Here is a 19,983-nt window from a genome sequence, read left to right as displayed (position 1 = left end):
AAAGACGGGTGGCCGAACGAAACGGCACCGGGCGCGATAGAGGAATGCATTGAAATTCCTAGACCTGTTTGCTGTTTTGCGACACAAAATAAAAACCCATTGTTAACCAAGATGCTCTAGATTTCCGTGATGCTTAGGTTTTCTATGTCACTCAAATCAACATCATGGCGCGAATCATATCGTGAAGCCTAAAAAAGACGATCAAGAACCTGTACTGAATGTCGGCGACGTGAGCCTCGCCCCACGTGAGACCGTCTCTGCGACCTTGCGGCGTCATCGCAAGCTCCTGGGACAGGATCTCAAAACAGTCGCTGAGGCTCTGCGCATCCGCTATGTTTATCTGGAAGCGATCGAACAGGGGCGCTATGACGCCTTGCCTGGTCCGACCTACGCGCTCGGTTTCATCAAGACCTACGCCGAGTATCTCGATCTCGATGAAGAAGAGATCGTGCAACGCTTCCGGGATGACGTTGACGGTCTTGATGACCAGACTCAACTGGTGTTTCCGTCGCCGGTTCCCGAAGGCAAGGTTCCGGGCGGTGCAATCCTGTTCGTGGCATTGCTTATGGGCTCCATGGCCTATGGCGGCTGGCACTATCTTTCCAACCGGGATTCCGGTTTCGCAGATTTCATTCCGGCCCTGCCCGATCGGTTACAGGCGCTTTTCGACGGCGAGTTGACGATTGGACCTGATTCTGAACGCACTGCCGTTGCCGGAACTGCGGACGCTGAACCCGGGGCTGCTGATGCCGAATCCGGCAACAATACAGCGAGCGGCGAGGCGCTTTCCACCGATAGCATGACCGCCGGGAATTCAGATGCCGCAGCTATGCCGGTCGCGGAATCGCAATCTTCCGAAACTGAAGTTCCAAAGCCTCAGGAGAGTGAAGCACAGCCCTCTACGGCCGCGGCCGCATTGCCGACGGTTACGCAAAGTGCTTCGAGCAGTGCGACCGGGTCTGGCACGACCGGGTCTGGTACGACCGGGTCTGGCGAGGCCGAACCCGCAGTGCCTTCCTTATCTAGCCGGAGCGGGACGGAAGATGCCGTGACGGCTAGTCCCGTTTCTCCTCAAATTGCCGAAACCTCCAGCCAGAGCGGTTCTGGCGTGCCGACCAGTAGTCAGGCAGGTGACGCGACAGCAGGCAATAGGGTTGGCCAAGGGACCGTTGCCGTTGCGACTTTGGCCGCGCCTTTACCGCAGAATCAGTCCGGAACGTCGAATGATACGGCTGTATCGGAAACCTCCTCCGGAACCGGCACCACCGTAATTTCATCCCAGAGCGTCACGAACCAGGCCGCAACCAACCAGGCTGCAGCCAACCAGGCCGCAACCAACCAGACTGCTGCTTCCACAGAGATTCCTGCGGCGCCGGCAGCACCCGTGACGACACAGCTCGTGGCGATACCCGATGCCACCCAGCCGCAGATTTACGGCGAGGACAACTCGGATGCACGGATTATCCTCCGCGCGACACAGGACGCCTGGGTTCAGGTCAGAGACAGCACGAATGAGCTGCTTTTGACGCGGGTTCTGCGTGAGGGCGACACCTATCGGGTTCCCAACCAACAGGGCCTGACTCTCCTGACTGGAAACGCCGGCGGTATCGATGTCCTGGTTGATGGCACGCTTTTGGCGCCCCTGGGGCCGGTCGGCTCGGTTCGCCGCGATCTGGCACTCGATCCTCAGGTTCTCCTGGCCGGGGCAACACCCCAGTAGTCATCGGGCAGGCGCAAGTCCCGGTATGCCTCCTATCGTCCTGAAGTGCCTCCACCCTTGAAGTTTGGGTGCAAAGAGCGCATTTTCCCGCCTGCAAACGCACTGCGGGCCATCCAGCTTGTCTCCTCTTCCCGGAGGCTGCCGTCATCCTTATTGGCCAGGTATGTTAGGCGCGGGAAAAGACGGCAGGATTCGGCGCTTACACAGCAACAGAACTACGGGTAAGAGCGAAATCATGAGTGTTCGGCCCTATCGGGATATCTATCGCCGCAAATCCCGTCAAATCAGTGTTGGCGAGGTCAAAGTAGGGGGCGATGCACCCATAACGGTGCAGTCCATGACCAACACCTTGACGACTGATGTTGCCGCGACGGTCGCGCAGGTCCAGGCAATGGAAGCAGCCGGTGTGGATATCGTGCGCATTTCCTGTCCGGATGAGGGATCGACGGAAGCCCTGGCGAAAATCATTCCTCAGATTTCGGTTCCGGTCGTTGCCGACATCCACTTTCACTATAAAAGGGCCATCGAAGCCGCCGAAGCCGGCGCCGCTTGCCTGCGGATCAATCCGGGCAACATTGGCAGCAGCGAACGCGTTCGCGAGGTGGTCAAAGCCGCGAAAGATCATGGCTGCTCCATGCGGATCGGTGTAAATGCCGGATCGTTGGAGCGCGATCTGCTCGAAAAGTATGGCGAGCCTTGCCCGGAGGCGATGGTCGATTCGGCGCTCAATCACATCCGTATTCTCGAGGACAACGATTTCTTCGAATTCAAGATCTCCTGCAAGGCCTCCGACGTATTTCTTGCGGTGGCGGCTTATCAGGGCCTGGCCGATGTTTGTGACTACCCGCTGCATATCGGTGTGACGGAAGCCGGTGGATTGCGCATCGGAACCATCAAGTCCTCGATCGGCCTGGGGGCTCTGCTTTGGGCCGGTATCGGCGATACTTTGCGGGTGTCGCTGTCGGCGGATCCGGTGGAGGAAGTCAAGGTCGGCTTCGATCTGTTGAAATCGCTCAATCTGCGGCATCGCGGTGTAAACGTGATCTCCTGTCCGTCCTGTGCCCGTCAGCAGTTCGATGTCATCCAGACTGTCGAGGTCTTGGAGAAACGGCTCGCGCATATCACCACGCCGATGACCCTTTCGGTGATCGGTTGTGTGGTCAATGGACCCGGCGAAGCGCGGGAGACCGACATCGGTTTTACCGGTGGCGGGAACGGTACCCACCAGGTCTATGTATCCGGCCTGCAGGACCACCGCCTGAAAGACGAGAATATCGTCGATCATCTGGTCGAACTGGTCGAAGCCAAGGCTTCAGAGATAGAGGCCGAGATGGAGGCTGAGAAGGCTGCCGGTACCGGGCGGAATGCCGCCGCGGAATAGAGCGCGGTCCGCACAGATTTCAGACTAAAAATTCAGAGAATCCTGGAGAAAAAAAGTGTCAGCCCTGCAACCAGTCCGCGGCACACGCGACATACTGCCTGACGAGATGCGGCGCCAGCGCGCCGTCATAGATATCGCGCGCGAAACCGCGGAGCGTTACGGCTATCTGGAGATGGCGACTCCCATCTTCGAGTTTACCGAAGTCTTCAAGCGTACGCTTGGCGATACCTCCGACATTGTCACCAAGGAAATGTACACCTTTTCCATGAAGGAGGGGGAGCAGATCACCTTGCGTCCGGAGAACACGGCCGGAGTGGCGCGCGCCCTGATGTCTGGCGGTTTGAGCCAGCAATTGCCGCTGAAGTACTTCTACGCCGGCCCCATGTTCCGGCACGAGCGGCCGCAGAAAGGCCGTCAGCGCCAATTCCACCAGATCGGTGCCGAGCTTCTTGGGGTGCCGAAACCGCAGGGCGACATTGAGCTGATTGCACTGGGGGCGCATATTCTTTCAGGGCTGGGCGTTTACGAGAATACCAAGCTGGAACTCAATACCCTTGGCGATACCGACAGCCGCCAGGCCTACCGTGCCGCCCTCGTCGAGTATTTCTCTGATCACAGTGATGCCTTATCGAGCGACAGCCGGGACCGGCTGGAACGCAACCCCTTGCGGATTCTCGATTCGAAGAATGAAGGCGACCGGAAGTTGGTCGCAGGGGCCCCCGTCTTCAGTGACTATCTGAATGCGGAGAGCCAGGACTTTTTTGCGGCGGTCAAACAGGGCCTCGAACGTCTGAACATAGCCTTTGAGCTCAACACCCGTCTGGTCCGCGGTTTGGACTACTACTGTCACACGGCCTTCGAGTTCACGACGGACTTGCTCGGCGCCCAGAGCGCGGTGCTGGCCGGCGGCCGCTATGACGGTCTGGTCGAAACCATGGGCGGGCCGGCGACGCCGGGTGTTGGCTGGGCCGCCGGTATCGAGCGGCTTTCCATGTTGATGGATCGTGATCCGCCGGTACCCAGGCCAATTGCGGTGATTCCCGTGGGGCAGGCAACCGAAGAAATCGCTCTGACGCTGACTCAGAAGCTTCGTCATGCCGGATATGGCGTTGAACTGGGGTTCAGTGGTAATGTCGGCAAGCGTATGAAGCGTGCAAACAAACTGGGAGCTCGCGCCGCCGTGCTGTTGGGTGAGGACGAACTGGCGAACAACTCCGCCACGATCCGCGATCTGGACTCAGGCGAACAGGAACTCGTTTCCCTGGATGCAGTGATCGAGCACCTCGCCCGGTATCGCTAGCGGGCGGATTGTGGCCGCCGCAGACCTGCCTCCTACCGAACGTCTTGTCGTGATTGGCATCAGCCAGCGGACAGCGTCGCTGGCGCTGCGCGAACAGCTCTTTGCCGAAGAAGCCGATCAGTCGCTTATTCTCGATGACCTGCAGGCCGTGGGTCTGCGCGAAGCGCTGGTGATATCGACCTGCGAGAGGCTCGATATTGTTGCGTCTCAATCAGTCGGCGACCGCATGACTGGGGCCGAGGCGGAATGCACGACCGAATCCGCTTTACGTAAGGTTATGGCGCGGCGGATCGGCGGCGACGATCGTATCCTGGATGAAGAGGGTTATTTTCACCGGGGACGTGCGGCCTTGCGTCATGTCTTCGCGGTGACCTCCTCATTAGACAGCCAGATGATTGGCGAACCGCAGATTCTTGGACAGGTCAAGTCGAGCCATCGGCAGGCGATCGAACAGGACATGGGCGGACCGCTGATCGAATCGGTCATGCAGGCGGCTTTCGCCACGGCGAAACGCGTGCGCAGCGAGACACCGGTCGCCCAGCAGCCCGTTTCCCTGATTGCTTCGGCACTGCAAACCGCGCGGGACCTGCACGGCGATCTTGCAAGATGTGCGGGTCTCCTGGTTGGCCTCGGCGAAATGGGTGAGTTGCTTGCGGTCGAGTTTCGGGCTGCCGGGCTCGCGAATTTGACGGTTCTGCACAGCTCCGACCGCCGGGCAGAGATTGCGTCTCATCGGTTCGGGTGTCATACCCGCCCCTGGGGACAGCTCGATTTGGCTCTGGCGGCTGCCGATATCGTTATCACGGCCGAAGGGGGCGGGCGCTATAGCCTTGAGCCGGCGATGATAGCGGCGGCGCTCCGGCAACGGCGCAAGAAACCGATCTTCGTGGTCGATGCCTCGACTCCGGGAGACGTTGCCCCTGAGGTCGGCGAGATGGATGGCGTTTACGTCTACGATCTCGACGACTTGGAGAAGCTGGCGCTGGCCGGTAAGGTTTCGCGCGAGACAGCGACGATGGCAGCCTGGAAGATTGTGGGCGAAGAGCTGCTGCGCTTCGAACGCCGCTGGGCTGAGCGGGCGGCTGGTCCGGCTGTCGCGGATCTGCGCCGTCATTTCGAAGTTGTGCGGGACCAGGTTTTAAGCGAAGGAAAGCTGGACGCCGAAGGTGCGACACGCTTGCTGATCAATCGGCTTCTCCACGAACCATCAAAGGTGCTGCGCGAGAATGCCGCTGATGAAGGTCCCGAGAGACCGGATGAGGAACGCCTTTCTTCCGCGGCCCGGCGTTTGTTTGGGCTGGCGCAAGGCGTCAGAGACGATGTGGACGAGGCTGATGAAAGCGCGGATTCCGTCGGTGAAGCCGCTGGAAGCGGCGAGAGTTTGGCTCGTAGTGACGAGAGTTTGAAGGAGTAGCAGGGCGTGAACCTGGACGAAAAGCTTGATGCCGTAGCGGCGCGCCATGACGAATTGCGCGACCTTTTGGCGCACCATAATGATCCGGGCTCAAGCGACTATACGGCCATGCTCAAGGAGTTCTCCGACGTTACGCCGATCGTCGAGGCGATTACGCAGCTTCGTGAGGCACAGAATGAGATGGCCGATCTCGCCGAAATGATGACCGATGGCGACTCCGATGCCGAAATGAAGGCGCTTGCGGAGGAGGAGTTCTACGGCCTCAAGGAACGGATCCCCAAGCTGCAGCACGAGGTGCAGCTGCTGTTGCTGCCAAAGGACAAGGACGACGAGCGCAATGCCATCCTGGAGGTCCGGGCGGGAACGGGCGGCGACGAAGCCGCGCTTTTTGCAGCGGAGCTGTTCCGGATGTATCAGCGCTTTGCGGATTCCCACGGATGGCGTTTCGAAGTGCTGGATTTCTCCGACACGGGCATCGGCGGCGTCAAGGAAGCCAGCGCTGCCATCTCAGGCCGCGGGGTTTTCGCTGAACTGAAGTTCGAATCCGGCGTCCATCGTGTTCAGCGGGTTCCGGTGACCGAATCGGGCGGGCGGATCCATACCTCAGCCGCAACGGTGGCGGTATTGCCGGAGGCTGAAGATGTCGACGTTCACGTCGAGGACAAGGATCTGCGCGTCGATACCTACCGCGCTCAGGGCGCCGGTGGCCAGCATGTGAACACCACCGACTCGGCCGTTCGCATCACTCACCTGCCCTCCGGGGTCGTGGTGCAGTGTCAGGACGAGAAATCCCAGCACAAGAACAAGGCCAAGGCGATGAAGGTGCTGCGCGCCCGTCTCTACGATCACATGCGCCAGCAGCAAGAGGACGAGCTCGCCGAGAATCGCCGCAGCCAGGTCGGGAGCGGTGACCGTTCCGAGCGAATCCGGACTTACAATTTCCCCCAGGGCCGCGTCACCGACCACCGCATCAATCTGACGCTCTACAAGTTGGATAAAGTGATCACCGGAGAGGCTTTGGGGGAGCTGATTGGGCCCTTAATTGCCGAAAATCAGGCGGCAAAGCTCGCCGAAATTCAATGATTCTTGCACCAAAAGCTTCATCGATGCACGATTCTACGACCATCACGGCAGCGGAGGCGCTGAATCTTGCATCCCAGCGTCTCAAAACTGCGGGGATCGAAGGCCCCCGCCGCGACACCCGCCTCTTGCTGGCAGCGATTCTTCCTGGAGGTGCTTCGGCGTTGCTGCGTGAACCGGACAAGGCTTTGACGCAGTCTGAGCAGCAGGCATTTGAAGCTGTGGTATGCCGGCGGGAAAAACGCGAGCCCGTTTCACGCATCTTCGGCGAGCGCGAGTTTTGGAGTCTCACGTTCAAAATCACCCCTGACACGCTGGACCCGCGCGCCGACAGTGAAACCCTGATCGAGGGGATTCTTGCGTGGGCCGAGGATAAAGCACAGCCTCTGCGGATTCTCGACCTGGGTGCGGGGACGGGTTGTTTGCTTTTGGCACTGTTATCCGAATTGCCCAATGCCAGAGGACTCGGTGTTGACATGTCCAGGCAGGCGTTGGCAGTTGCAGAGGAAAACGCAAGAAACCTCGGGCTTGGGTCGCGAGCTGATTTCGCGTGCCACGACTGGACATCGGGCCTGATTGGAACCTGGGATATTATTCTGAGCAACCCGCCGTACATTGCCGAATCCGAAATTGCGGATTTGGCGCCGGAGGTCGCGGACTACGATCCTTTGCAGGCTTTGACGGGAGGGCCGGATGGTCTACGGGACTATAGGATTCTGATCCCTGAAGCCGCAGTGTTGCTGAAAGACTCCGGCCTGTTGGCACTGGAAGTCGGCGTTGGTCAGGCGGAGGCTGTTGAGGCGATGCTGCTGGACGCCGGCCTTGGTTTGCCCTGGCGGAGGTGTGATCTTTCCGGGGTCGAACGCTGTTGTTTTGCAGTCAAGGCAAAAAAGTAGTTGGAAATGGGGAGTCGGACCGCTAGGTTGGCTTTGCCGAGCAATTGCTCTTGCGTCCTGAGGGGCGCCCCACGATCCTGAAAAGTGTGCGTGGTTCATTCTCGCTAGACTGAGCTTTCGATTGAGAAGACAGTGGTGCGAGCGGCATTTATTCCGTTCTTAAGTAAGTGAACGATGAGACAGCAAAATTCTAATGGCGGTCGGCGACCGCGCGGTCGTACGAACAATCGCAAGCAACACAGCGGTGGCCAGCATCGTTCGGGAACCTATGACAGCAACGGCCCAGACGGCCGGATTCGCGGCAACGCGAGTCAGGTTTACGAAAAGTATGTTGGCCTCGCCCGGGACGCGACGTCGTCAGGTGATCGAATAGCGGCTGAGGCATACTATCAGCATGCCGAACACTATTATCGCATCGTCAATGACAGCACCGATCCGGAGTCGGCAGGTTCGCATCGTGCCCATACCGCGCCAAGCCAAAACGGCACCGGTGCGCAGATGGCGCAAGGCAACGCGGCACCTCAGGCAAATGGCGAGATCGAGGTCAATCAGTCTCCTCAGGGCACGCAGTCCGGCCGTGGCAATCAGGGTCGTTCAGATCAGGGACGCTCGGACCAGAGTCGGTCTGAACAAGGGCGCTCTGAACGGTCCGGCTATCAGGATCGGCGTGGCGGCCGCGGCCCTGCGCGCAACGACACTGAGGTCCCAGGTCTTGAACCGCAGCCCGAGGTAACACCTGGCAATGCACCTGCATTTTCCGAGCGCAACTCGCAAAACGAACTTCCTCTGTCTGGCGATGAAGGTCAACGCCGGGCGCCGCGGGGCGGCCGCTTAGGCGAACGCGGCCGGGGACGTCCCAGGGCCACCGAGTCTCAGCCGGCGCCAGCAGCGCGAGCGGAGTCAAAGAGGCCGCCGGATCCGGCGACACCTTCGTTGGAAGAATCTATTCCTGCCGCGATCAAACCTGTCGCCGCCGCAACGGAAGCCTCAACAAAAGCGACAGCTGACGACGTGCCTGCGGCTGAAGCAGCGCCGGCTCCTAAGCGGCGTGGCCGGCCTAGGAAACGTCCTCTGGAAGAGACCCAGGAGACAGCAGCGACTGGTGCACCGGTCGTGGAAGCAGCCCCGGCGGTCGACACAGCAGAGCCTGCTCCCGCGCCGAAGCGGCGTGGTCGTCCCCGCAAAGTGGTTGTGGAGGCTGCTCCTGCCGCTGAAAAGGATGAAGGTTCGGACGAACCGAACGCCGCCAACGCATAGAGCACAATCATTCTCGACGGAAGAGATCGAGAATGTGAGTCAAACTCTGGTTGGCACGACCATCGAAACATGACAAAGCCCGCCATGACACTTTACGAAGTTGTTGGCGGGCTTTGTTGTGCCGATGGGTGGAACTCATCGCTGGTTCGGATTCGATGCCTATTGCGTAGAGGCTTCACGTTTCTCGACGAACCAGTGAAAATCCTGAAGCGACCTCAGGTGTACTAGGCAGTTCCCACGGCAAGGCTGTCGCCGATCGATATCTCGCCGTCGTTCAACACTTCGGCGTAGATTCCCATATTAAAGTGTCCGAATCCCCGTTGAATCGTGAGTGGGATGTTGATGTCGCGCTCGGCGGTCGAAGGATTGACGCTTGTTGCAGGGCAGCGTTTGATCTCGCTGAGAACCTTCAAGCGGACGCCTGAAATTTCGATTTCCTGGCCGACCCAGTCGAACTCGCTCCACGCCGGCGTGCCCTCGATCATGATATTGCCGCGAAAGCGAATCGGATCCAGTTGAGCCCGGGCAACCCGCTCGAGATCCAAAACCGACGCCAGATTTATGATGGACAGACATTTTTCGCGCACGTCACTGAACATGTGACCCGGCGACTCCACCAATTTGGGCGCGCCGCGGGCTTCGTCACCTAGAAAACCGGCAAAGAACTGGGCAACGATCATTCGTCCCATCTGATCCGTGATTTTGGCGTTCACCACCTGTTTGCCGCCGCGCTCAATCGACAGATGTCCGGTTTCCGAATCGAAAGCCGTCTTTAGTTGTGCGAGTTTTTCGTTCTTGGCCAACATCAGGAAGTTGCTCTTTGGCATCCACTGAGGATCTTTGCTGTCGAACGAAGTCGAGCCGTGCGCCAGAGCGAAGCGGCGGTCGTCGGGCAGACCGAGGCCGGTTGTAACGTTGATCCTGTCGAGCTGCTGACCAGACATTCCCTTGACCGGGTAGCGGCGGATATCTGTGATCGTGATCGCCATCGAAGGCGCCCCCTGCTGGTTCTTTGATGCGCCGACCGATCCGCTTGTGGTGGCCATACCAAGGCCGTCTGGTCGATAGATCCAGAAATTCGTGCAGTGGTCTGGCGGGTTGGAATCCTGTGCGGAATGCCGGGTTCTCTTAATGGAGGACGGAACCCTAACAACTCAAAGAGATTAGGTCCAACGATCATCTAATACTGGGTTGTCGGGGCAGATGGAGTTCGAAATTTCACATAAGCATCGAATGCGGCGATTCGTATCTTGTGTCTTTTATGCAACAGTCCCATATGCAGTTTGACGGGTGATCTTCATCAACGTCGTGGTTACCGTGTGCTGCTATCCTGTGGGCATGGTCAGAGAAACTCTTTGCATCGTCGACTGCGTGCCAGATTTATCGGGCGCGGACGAGGAAGGCTCTAAATATGGATTTGAACAAATTTACTGATCGGGCCCGCGGGTTTGTTCAGGCTGCTCAAGGTCTAGCGCTCCGCAACAATCATCAGCGCCTGACACCTGAACATCTTCTGAAGACGCTTTTGGATGACCGCGAGGGCACTGTGGCCAAGTTGATGGCATCTGCCGGAGGCGATCCGGCGCGCTGTCTCGAACTGGTCGAACAGACTCTCAACAAGATACCCAAGGTCGAAGGCAGCGGATCAGGCCAAATCTACCTGACCCCTGAGTTCGCGCGTCTGATGGATCAGGCGCAAACGCTTGCTGATAAGGCCGGTGACAGCTACGTCACGGTCGAACGTCTGTTACTCGCGCTTACCATGTCGGCGGAAACAGCGAGCGGTAAAGTCCTGAAGGAATCCGGCCTGACGCCGCAAAAGCTAAATTCGGCGATCAATGATCTGCGCAAAGGGCGGAAGGCCGAATCGGCCTCGGCGGAAGACAGTTACGACGCGCTCAAGAAGTACGCCCAGGATCTGACTGCGGCGGCCCGCGAAGGCAAGCTGGACCCGGTGATCGGGCGTGATGAAGAGATCCGGCGGACCGTTCAGGTTCTCTCGCGCCGGACCAAGAACAATCCGGTCCTGATCGGCGAACCCGGTGTCGGTAAGACAGCTATCGTTGAAGGGCTGGCACAGCGGATCGTTAACGGTGACGTGCCCGAGACGCTAAAGGACAAGCAACTGATGTCCCTCGATCTCGGCGCCATGGTTGCCGGTGCCAAGTTCCGGGGTGAATTCGAGGAGCGCCTGAAGGCGGTGCTGCACGAAATTGCCGAAGCCGGCGGTGAGATCGTTGTCTTTATCGATGAGCTCCACACGCTTGTGGGGGCGGGTAAGGCAGACGGCGCCATGGATGCGTCCAACATGTTAAAGCCCGCTTTGGCTCGTGGTGAGCTGCACTGCGTCGGCGCAACGACCCTCGACGAATATCGCAAACATATCGAAAAGGATGCCGCCCTGGCCCGGCGTTTTCAGCCGGTCGTAGTGAGCGAGCCCTCGGTACAGGAGACGGTTTCCATTTTGCGCGGTCTGAAGGAAAAGTATGAACTGCACCACGGTGTGCGGATTACGGATGCGGCGATCGTCTCTGCCGCGACCCTTTCCAATCGCTACATCACCGATCGCTTCTTGCCGGACAAAGCGATCGACCTCGTTGACGAAGCCGGCAGCCGCTTGCGCATGGAAGTCGATTCTAAGCCGGAGGAGATTGATGAGTTGGATCGCCGCCTGATCCAACTGAAGATCGAGGAGGCCGCGCTGGGCAAGGAAAGCGACGAGGCGTCAAAGGACCGCTTGAAGAAGCTGGAGAGCGAGATCAGTGAGTTGGAGCGTCAGTCGGCAGAGCTGACCAGCCGTTGGACTGCTGAAAAGGACAAGCTCGCGGGCGCTCAAAAGCTCAAGGAACAGCTGGATCACGCCCGGGGTGAGCTGGAAATCGCCCAGCGGCAGGGTCAGCTTCAGCGCGCTGGTGAACTGATGTACGGCGTGATCCCCGACATCGAACGGCAACTGGATGAGTCGCAAAGCGCCGAAGGCCGCAAGATGTTGAACGAAGAGGTCACCGAAAGCGACATCGCCGGCGTCGTTTCGCGCTGGACCGGCATCCCGGTCGATAAGATGCTGGAAGGCGAACGCGATAAGCTGCTGCGCATGGAATCGGTCATTGGCCATCGCGTCATCGGCCAGGAAGAGGCCATCTCGGCAATCTCAAATGCCGTGCGCCGAGCGCGTGCCGGCCTGCAGGATCCCAATCGGCCGATCGGTTCCTTCTTGTTTCTCGGTCCGACCGGCGTTGGCAAGACAGAGTTGACCAAGGCGCTTGCGCAATTCCTGTTCGATGACGAGACCGCCATGCTGCGGATCGACATGTCCGAGTACATGGAAAAACATAGTGTGGCCCGCATGATCGGTGCGCCGCCCGGCTACGTCGGATACGAGGAAGGTGGTGCCCTGACGGAAGGAGTGCGGCGCCGGCCTTATCAGGTGGTGCTTCTGGACGAGGTCGAAAAGGCGCATCCTGACGTCTTCAATATCCTGCTGCAGGTTCTGGACGATGGACGCTTGACCGACGGACATGGCCGCACGGTCGATTTCAAGAACACTTTGATCATCATGACCTCCAATCTGGGCGGCGAGATACTCGCCGGACAGCCGGAGGGACAGGACAGTGACCAGGTACGGGACGAGGTTATGCAGGTTGTACGCATGGCTTTCCGGCCCGAGTTCCTAAACCGAGTGGACGAAACCCTGCTGTTCCATCGCCTAACGCGTGCTCAGATGAGCGGCATCGTCGAGGTTCAGCTTGATCGCCTGCGTAAGATGCTGGAAGAGCGCAAGATCGGCCTGGAACTGGATGACCAGGCACTCGTCTGGCTGGCTGATAAGGGTTATGACCCGGTCTATGGCGCACGACCTCTGAAACGGGTGATCCAGCGGGAGCTGCAGAACTCGCTTGCGGGTCTCATACTCGCCGGAAAGATCGCAGAGGGCGATCTGGTTCACGTCTCGACGGATGGGAGCGGTTTGACTATCAACGGCGAACTGGTTGCCGCGGCGTAACGGGTTTGCCTGAACCGCGAGGGGCCGGCGCTATCTTGCCCAGATACCACGCCGGCCTTTGCGCGCCCTTTTCTCGGCTTTTCGAAGATAGGCGGGGGCGTCGTTTGCAGCCCTGGCGCCGCCGTTGAAAATCACGACTTCTGACAGGTCGAAGCCGCCGACTTCGCAGCGGTGGGTTTGTACGGTGTAAGGCTTGCAGAGCACCTGCCGCTCGCCGATATAGCTCGTCATATTGCCGATGAAGCTTTCGCTGCCTCTGCCGACGCCCACCAGGCGAACCTCGGTTTCACCGAACCGCAGGGTTGCCGTGTCTATGACCTTGGGCGAACCCCTGAAGCGTTCCGGTTTCCGAGGCTGCTGTTGCTGCGAACCCAATGGGAGTGGCTTTTTTGCTGTATCGGACTTTAAGCCGGGGAGGCCTGCGTCTTCTCTCTTGTCTTTGCCGCGAGCCGTGATATCGGCCGGCGCGGAGATATGGGGGAGCTTTGTCAGTTTGATTCTGGTGGCCGCCTGATGACGGAACGGCCTGCTGCGCAGCATGAAGTCGTGCCAAATCTCAGCAGGCAATCCACCACCGGTGACACCCTTCATCGGTCGGTTGTCGTCGTTCCCGACCCAGACTCCCACTACGAGATCATTCGAAAAACCGACGAACCAGGCATCGCGATGATCCTGACTGGTGCCGGTCTTACCGCCCGCCGCTTCGCCGATTCTTGCGGCGCGCCCTGTGCCATGTTCGACCGTTGACGCCAGGAGGTCGCGCAAGACCTTCCGGGTCCGGCGCCTTGTATTGGCCGGCTTCGTGCCTCCGGCTGTCTGATGCTGGAACAGCGGCTGCCCGCCGGCGTCGATCGCGCGGACGCCATACGGCTCCAAGCGCGCTGTTTCGGCAGCAACCGCGCCATAGGCAGCGGTGATCTCCAGGAGGTTCACGCTCGAAGTTCCCAGCGCGAGGCTCGGGTTTGCCGTAAGGGGCGACGTGATCCCCATTCCGACCGCGGCCTCGATAATCTTTTCGCGGCCGACTTTTTCCGCGAGTTGGACGGCGACCGTGTTGATTGATTTTGCAAAGGCATCGCGCAGCGTCACCGGTCCGAGGTTGCGTTTGCTGTAGTTTTCCGGGCTCCAGCCTTCCACGGTAATGGCTTTGTCGGTCAATCTGCTGTCAGGTGAGAACCCCGCATCGAAAGCGGCCTGATAGACGAACAGTTTGAACAGAGAACCGGGTTGGCGTCGTGCTTGCGTGACTCGATTGAACTGGCTCGTGCGGTAGTCTCTTCCGCCGACCATGGCAACGACCGCACCGTCGAGTGTCATGGCCACCAGAGCCGCCTGTCCGATTTCAAGCTTCTGCCCCGACTGTGCGAGCCGTTCGTTGATGACGGATTCGGCGATGGCCTGCATCGATGGGTTCAAAGTGGTGTGGACATTGAAATCGCCATAGGCGGCTCCCAGGCGTTCGCGCGTCTGTCCTTGTGCCCAGTCGGCGAAGTAGGCGTCTGAAGCTGAGGTGCCGGCCAGGGTCTTCGGACTTGCCGGCCGGGCGATGGCTTTGGTGGCGCGGTCTTCTTCGATGCGGCCTGTTTGTATCATTGCCTTAAGCACGGTTCCTGCTCGCGCTTGTGCCGCCTCGAGATTGTGCGTCGGCGCCAGATGAGACGGTGCGCGTATCAGGCCCGCAAGCATGGCACTTTCGGCGAGGTCCAATCTGCCGACAGGCTTTCCGAAATAGCGCTGAGCAGCCGCATCGACGCCATAGGCGCCGGCACCGAAGTAGGCCAGGTTAACGTAGCGCCGGAAGATCTCTTTCTTCTTCAGCCTGGACTCGAGCCAAACCGCGAGGATCGCCTCCTGGATTTTTCGGCGCAAGCTGCGTTCCGGCGACAGGTAGGCGAGCTTGACGTATTGCTGGGTCAGAGTGCTGCCGCCTTGGCGAACTCCGCCGGCTCTTAAGTTGGTCCAGGTGGCGCGGGCAATGCCGCGCCAGTCAATTCCCGCGTGATCGAAAAACCGGCGATCTTCGATCGCGATTACGGCTTGTACGAAATCTGCAGGCAGGGCTTCAAAGGTCTGCGCTTCGCCCTGGTAGACACCACGAAAGGCAAAGCCGTTACCGTCGGTGTTCGTGAAGCTGAACGAACGCCCTGACGGTGTCTCGAGATTCGATGCCAGGGGCAGATCGTAGGCAAAATAGCCGATCGACGCGCAGACAAACAGAAGACCGGTCAGCACCAGCAGGCCTGCGCGCTTTGCCTGATTCCGCCAAGCGCTCCTTATGTGCAAGCTATTTCGCTCTGGGCTTACCTTATGGTCACTGGACAAATTTCCAGGCCCCATCCGGCTGACGGCAGGCGTGACCGTAGATCTGCTGCAGCCGGCCGCCAACTCTCGCTGTCGTAGTGTATTCCCTGCAAGGACCAGATTCGGAGGTCTCGCTGTCGAAGCGCACCTCTGGCTGACGCGGTTCCTGACTGGGCAGGCTCGGGTTTCGCCAAGTGACGGTATCTTCCGGCCGGATATCTAGAGGTTGATCGTCGTCCAGATAACGCTCGTCCGACTGATACTCATACTCGTCGTATTGCCGGTGTTTGCGGCCGCCGTGCCCGTGGCCCTTGTGATGGCGATGTGAGCGGCCAACTTCGTATTCACAGTTCTCGTCGTGATCGTCGTCATCGTAGTGACGAACCCAGTGTTGCCCGCGATATTTTCGGCCTTTCCCATGATGATGTTTTTTGTGATGCCCATGATGGTGCCATTCACTTTGATGGGCGTGACGCCTGTCATCATGATCGTCGTCGTCGGCGGAAGCCGCAGAAACGTTGACGAGAACCGCAAAAACGAAAAGCAATCCAAACAGAAAACAAAGCACTGGTGTTTTGAGGCATCTCATCGCTGTGGCTCTCCCTTGCCGTACCCGATTGCCCAATTGGTATCAGGTGGGGGCTGAGCCTTCTCTGAATGCTCCGTTCATCGGACGTTCAGCTTTTCCCGTGGAAGGGTGTCGATGATGAAAGGCGCGGCAGCATACGGCGTTGAGCCGGCCGAATTGGAATTGCCGCGGGCCCTTGCGCGGGCCTTGTTCAATCACAGTTTTGACGATGCACTTGATGCTGACCCACGGTTTTCACTGCTTCAGTGAAAACGGTGCGGTCGCCAGAGAACCTAAAAAATGCTCAGGATCTAACAGCCGTCGGCGCTGGCGGCATCTGCGGTGGTACTGCCGCTTTCATCGACGGTCCGTTGCGCTTTGCAGTCGGCCGGTTTGGCCTGAACCATCTGTGCGTTACGGGCGATGACGTCTTCGCGGAGCTGGTCGATTTCGGCCCGATGGGACTGAAAGTTCTTCAGGTCTTTTTTCTTCAGCTTCTCGCCGGCCGGCAGCTTGATTTTCCGCGGATTGACCTGCTTGTTGTCACGCAGCACCTCGTAGTGCAGGTGCGGGCCAGTCGAGCGGCCGGTGGTTCCCACGTAACCGATGACCTGACCTTGCTTGACGCGCTTGCCTTTTTTTACGCCCTTGGCGAAGCCCTTCATGTGGGCGTAAGCGGTTTTGTAACTGGAGTGATGGCGGATACGAACGTATTTGCCATAGCTTCCGTTCCGGCCTGCCCGTTCGATCACACCGTCACCAGCCGCATAGATCGGCGTACCGCGCGGCGCGGCGAAGTCGAGGCCCTTGTGCATGCGGGTATATCCCAGGATCGGGTGCTTGCGGCGGCCGAAGCCTGACGACAGGCGGGCGCCGTCAACCGGCGTACGCAGAAGCGCCTTACGCACTGCCTGGCCTTTTTCGTCAAAGAAGTCCGTGAAGCCGCTCGACGGCGTGAAGCCATAAAGGTTGAGCGGTGTACCCGATAATGTCAGCGACGCGACCAGGATATTGCCCGTCTTCGCCATCTTGCCGTCTTCATCGTAGAAGGCTTCGTACAGCAGGTCGAATTTATCGCCGGGTTGGATTTCGCGTTGGAAGTCCACGTCGTAGCTGAAGGCCCGCATCAACTCGATCATAACCGAGTTGGGAATGTTCGCATTGCGCGCTGCGACGAAGAGGCTGCTATCGATTGTGCCGCTGCCGTGCAGGACCTGACGGTCAAGAGGGCGGGCAATCGTTTCGGCAACAAAGTCGTCGCTTGCGGCCGCGCGGGCAACCCGGACGATTTCGTCCACGGCACTCTGCAGGCTCATACCCATCAACTGACCGCCACCGGCGGTATCGTCGACGCTGCCTTGCGCATTGGCTTCTTCTTCGTCGTTTTCGGAGATGGGAGCGAAAACCAGCTCGATATCCTGCCCGGGCCGGAGGCGGCGCGGGCTGTAAACGTCGCGCAGCGCAGTGATCGCCTCATGGGCATCCGAACGGCCGGCACCGGCGCCAACCATCAGACCCATCAGTGTATCGCCGCGCGATACCGTAACGGTTCTGGGCTCCAGTGTGCTTGTGCCATCGGCGTCCAGCGTGGGCATGGCGAAGGCGATACTGTCTTCGCGGGAGATTCGCGTGTCGTCGCCGACGCCTGCGAGAGCTTCGGCAAATTGAGCCGTGATGTTAGAGGCAGTGGCAGCCGCGCTCCCGCCAGCCGGTACAGAGTCGGTCGCTTCTTCGCCATTGTCGATTTTCTCTTCGACGCCTGCGACGTCGTTGAGGGCGGCGGTTTGCGTGATTTCAGGTTTCTCGGGTGGCTGGCTGTTCTGGTCGCTGTCGTCGCTGACCCGTACCACGAGTTCCCTTTCAGGGGCGGATTCCGGTTCCGCGGTATTTTCGCTCTTGGTTAAGGTACTGGCTTGGATTGAGGTCCCCGCTTGGGCTGAGGTCGTGGCCTGGCTTGAGATTTCGGCCGTCTGGACGCTCGCAGTATCGGATCCGAAAACCCATCCACCGATGGTCCAGGCCCCAACGCCGAAGGTAAAGACGCCCATCAGGCCCGCCGTCACGACGCCTGCGGCCAGCAAGTTGTGCTTAAGCTGCGATAGGCTGCTTGATTCGAACTTGCCGGTGCTGAAAATACTGGTGGTTTTGCCCAGAACAGACAGGTTAGTGGGTTGGCGAAACGTCAAAACTCGAACTCTCCGTGTAACATTAGCCGAATCCGAGTTCCGGCCCCCCTAGTAAGGTTAACCATATACATTAATTTTTGGTGAAGTCCCAAGATTATTTGCGATTGAAAGCAAAGCCTTAGCGGGCGTCGTCCGTGTAAAATCTCTGTTCCGCCTGTGTCATTGCTGTGCAGCGTGACGCAAGGCTTGCCGGATCCTTATCCATCGGTTGTGGCGTGACAGAGCCCTTTGCCGGCAATCTGTTGTGCAAAAAGTCAATTGCCGTCGAGAGTTAAGCTATTCGAAGCTATGCAAGGCCGTGCGCCTGCTTTGAATGAAATCCCAGTCGTAGGCGACTCCCAGGCCAGGCCCATTTGGCACTGCAACACAGCCTTCGTCATCGACGGAATCCAGCTCGTCGCTGTAACCGCAGGTATAGACCGGCGGGACGGCGTTGGGACAATCCGGCCCCACCAAAGCCACCTCGTAGAAGTTTGAGTTCCGCATCGCAGACATGCAGGCCCGGTGGGCGGGCCCGCAGGCATGGATCTCGCAGTCCACGCCCATGGCTTCGGCGAGATGGGCGATCTTCATACAGCCGGTGATGCCCATGTCGTACTCAGGGTCGGCACGCAGGAAGTCCGTGCCGCCGGCCAGCAGGAAGTCGGCCTTGGGTTCGATGCCGCGGATGTGTTCCGTCTGCAGGAGGGGCGTCTTGATCTTCTCGCGCAGCCTTTTATGGGCAAAGGCCGAGGTGCCGGCGTCACGAAAGGGATCCTCGAGCCAGAAAAACCCCGCATCGTCGCAGGCATGCCCGACATAAAGGGCATCGGCGAAAGTGCGCAGTTCGCAGGCGGGATCGATCATCAGGGTCATGCGGTCGCCGATTCGTTCACCCATATAGCGGACGTTCTCGGATTCTTCGCGCGCGTCCCCGTCGTGCCAGCCGTGGATCTTGAAGGCGCGATAGCCGAGCTCATGGCAGTGTTCGGCGAAGTCGACGAAAGCTTCTTTGCTGTCCAGGCCACCGCAGCGGTCGGCATGATAGGTGCTGGCGTAGGCCGGCAGCCGATCACGGTATCCACCGAGCAGCTTGGCGACAGAGGTGCCGTATTTCTTGCCGGCAAGATCCCAGAGCGCGATATCCAGCGGACCATGCCCCATGTGATCGTATTGCCGGAACTCTCTTTTCAGGTCGTCAAAGATGCCTTCGCGCTGTTCCGGATCGCGGCCGATGAGGTTCGGTGCCATCATCAGGCTTTGCGCCAGGGCCGCTTTGGTGCCGACCCAATGAGTGACGTATTCGCCCTGGGTTCCGTCGTCGGCGCGAATGATCACGGCGTATTTCGAGAGTTCGATCCTGCCGCCCGGCTTATAGCCGATGTTATAGACGGCTTTCTCAGATTCGCTCTCGAGGCCGAGGTTTTCGACCTCGAAGGTGAATTCGTGGATCTCAATACGGTCTATCCTGCTCACGGAAACGCTTCCCCCTTTGTTTGTTCCGCTATTTTAGCAGGAAATAGGCCGGTCTTATAAAGCGATGTGGCAGCGTCTCTTCGAGTCGTTACAGGCGAATCACATAATCCGGTTTCGGCGCGCCGTGATCGCGGTGCGCAAATGAGCGTAATCAAATGATGAATTCGACGGAAAGCCGCAGAATTCAGCGGCTTTCGCCCGCTAGCGCCAGGGTGGCCCGAAGACAGCAAAAAAAATGCAACAAAAGGGTTTGACACCCTAGGGCCTCAGGCATATAACCCGCCCCGCAGCACGGGGCTGGGTCGCCTCGCCGGAACAACCGGCAGGGAGATTCGATACCGTGTTGCCTGTTCTTTGACATTGTTAATATGAATTTGGAAGGGATGCGCGGTCGGCGGTCTATGTGGGATGTGTTTGTTTCA

General features: G+C 59.1%; 13 protein-coding genes. 8 read left to right on the top strand and 5 right to left on the bottom strand.

What is annotated here, in order from left to right:
- Positions 1–181: 181 nt before the first annotated feature.
- The 7 genes from QMZ18_RS00065 (at position 182) to QMZ18_RS00035 (ending at position 9,048) form a co-directional block, all read left to right on the top strand.
- The gene (locus tag QMZ18_RS00065) at positions 182–1,720 is read left to right on the top strand and encodes a RodZ domain-containing protein (RefSeq protein WP_282604183.1); all 1,539 of its coding nucleotides are present in this window, start codon (positions 182–184) and stop codon (positions 1,718–1,720) included.
- A gap of 235 nt (positions 1,721–1,955) precedes the next feature.
- A complete protein-coding gene (ispG, locus tag QMZ18_RS00060) occupies positions 1,956–3,101 on the top strand; it encodes a flavodoxin-dependent (E)-4-hydroxy-3-methylbut-2-enyl-diphosphate synthase (protein ID WP_282604182.1) in 1,146 nt (381 codons plus the stop codon).
- Positions 3,102–3,156: 55 nt separating this feature from the next.
- Positions 3,157–4,401: a histidine--tRNA ligase gene (hisS, locus tag QMZ18_RS00055; RefSeq protein WP_282604181.1), complete on the top strand. Its 1,245-nt coding sequence runs from the start codon at positions 3,157–3,159 to the stop codon at positions 4,399–4,401.
- Between the two features lie 10 nt (positions 4,402–4,411).
- Positions 4,412–5,815, top strand: coding sequence for a glutamyl-tRNA reductase (gene hemA / locus QMZ18_RS00050; RefSeq protein WP_282604180.1), 1,404 nt, complete (start codon positions 4,412–4,414; stop codon positions 5,813–5,815).
- Between the two features lie 6 nt (positions 5,816–5,821).
- Entirely contained in the window at positions 5,822–6,898 is a 1,077-nt protein-coding gene (gene prfA / locus QMZ18_RS00045; RefSeq protein ID WP_282604179.1) for a peptide chain release factor 1, read from the top strand.
- Positions 6,899–6,921: 23 nt separating this feature from the next.
- Complete coding sequence (prmC, locus tag QMZ18_RS00040; protein WP_282604178.1) at positions 6,922–7,791, top strand: peptide chain release factor N(5)-glutamine methyltransferase; 870 nt, start codon at positions 6,922–6,924, stop codon at positions 7,789–7,791.
- A 174-nt stretch (positions 7,792–7,965) separates the two neighbouring features.
- Positions 7,966–9,048, top strand: coding sequence for a DUF4167 domain-containing protein (locus tag QMZ18_RS00035; protein WP_282604177.1), 1,083 nt, complete (start codon positions 7,966–7,968; stop codon positions 9,046–9,048).
- Positions 9,049–9,272: 224 nt separating this feature from the next.
- On the opposite strand, the gene QMZ18_RS00030 is transcribed toward QMZ18_RS00035, so the two are convergent.
- Complete coding sequence (locus tag QMZ18_RS00030) at positions 9,273–10,094, bottom strand: MOSC domain-containing protein (protein WP_282604176.1); 822 nt, start codon at positions 10,092–10,094, stop codon at positions 9,273–9,275.
- Between the two features lie 365 nt (positions 10,095–10,459).
- On the opposite strand from QMZ18_RS00030, the gene clpB reads away from it, so the two are divergent.
- Entirely contained in the window at positions 10,460–13,051 is a 2,592-nt protein-coding gene (clpB, locus tag QMZ18_RS00025; RefSeq protein ID WP_282604175.1) for an ATP-dependent chaperone ClpB, read from the top strand.
- Positions 13,052–13,081: 30 nt separating this feature from the next.
- Here the strand turns inward: clpB and QMZ18_RS00020 are convergent, their stop codons facing one another.
- The 4 genes from QMZ18_RS00020 to QMZ18_RS00005 all read right to left on the bottom strand — a co-directional run bounded on the left by QMZ18_RS00020 (position 13,082) and on the right by QMZ18_RS00005 (position 19,561).
- Positions 13,082–15,334: a PBP1A family penicillin-binding protein gene (locus QMZ18_RS00020; protein ID WP_282604174.1), complete on the bottom strand. Its 2,253-nt coding sequence runs from the start codon at positions 15,332–15,334 to the stop codon at positions 13,082–13,084.
- A 28-nt stretch (positions 15,335–15,362) separates the two neighbouring features.
- Positions 15,363–15,941 carry a hypothetical protein gene (locus tag QMZ18_RS00015; protein ID WP_282604173.1) on the bottom strand — a complete coding sequence of 193 codons (579 nt, stop codon included), beginning with the start codon at positions 15,939–15,941 and terminating at the stop codon, positions 15,363–15,365.
- A 290-nt stretch (positions 15,942–16,231) separates the two neighbouring features.
- Complete coding sequence (locus tag QMZ18_RS00010) at positions 16,232–18,106, bottom strand: M23 family metallopeptidase (protein WP_282604172.1); 1,875 nt, start codon at positions 18,104–18,106, stop codon at positions 16,232–16,234.
- Between the two features lie 276 nt (positions 18,107–18,382).
- A complete protein-coding gene (locus QMZ18_RS00005; RefSeq protein ID WP_282604171.1) occupies positions 18,383–19,561 on the bottom strand; it encodes an enolase C-terminal domain-like protein in 1,179 nt (392 codons plus the stop codon).
- Positions 19,562–19,983 lie beyond the last annotated feature (422 nt).

The sequence above is a fragment of the Pelagibius sp. Alg239-R121 genome (assembly GCF_947331435.1).
Taxonomy (GTDB): Bacteria; Pseudomonadota; Alphaproteobacteria; order Kiloniellales; family Kiloniellaceae; genus Denitrobaculum.
Note: the sequence above shows the minus strand (reverse complement) of the source record. Positions and strands in the feature narration are given on the sequence as shown.

What these genes read in the sequence shown, in the direction of transcription:
- ispG (WP_282604182.1), top strand. Translation starts at nt 1,956, where the DNA reads ATGAGTGTTCGGCCCTATCGGGATATCTATCGCCGCAAATCCCGTCAA.
- prmC (WP_282604178.1), top strand. Translation starts at nt 6,922, where the DNA reads ATGCACGATTCTACGACCATCACGGCAGCGGAGGCGCTGAATCTTGCA.
- QMZ18_RS00035 (WP_282604177.1), top strand. Translation starts at nt 7,966, where the DNA reads ATGAGACAGCAAAATTCTAATGGCGGTCGGCGACCGCGCGGTCGTACG.
- QMZ18_RS00030 (WP_282604176.1), bottom strand. Translation starts at nt 10,094, where the DNA reads ATGGCCACCACAAGCGGATCGGTCGGCGCATCAAAGAACCAGCAGGGG.
- clpB (WP_282604175.1), top strand. Translation starts at nt 10,460, where the DNA reads ATGGATTTGAACAAATTTACTGATCGGGCCCGCGGGTTTGTTCAGGCT.
- QMZ18_RS00015 (WP_282604173.1), bottom strand. Translation starts at nt 15,941, where the DNA reads ATGAGATGCCTCAAAACACCAGTGCTTTGTTTTCTGTTTGGATTGCTT.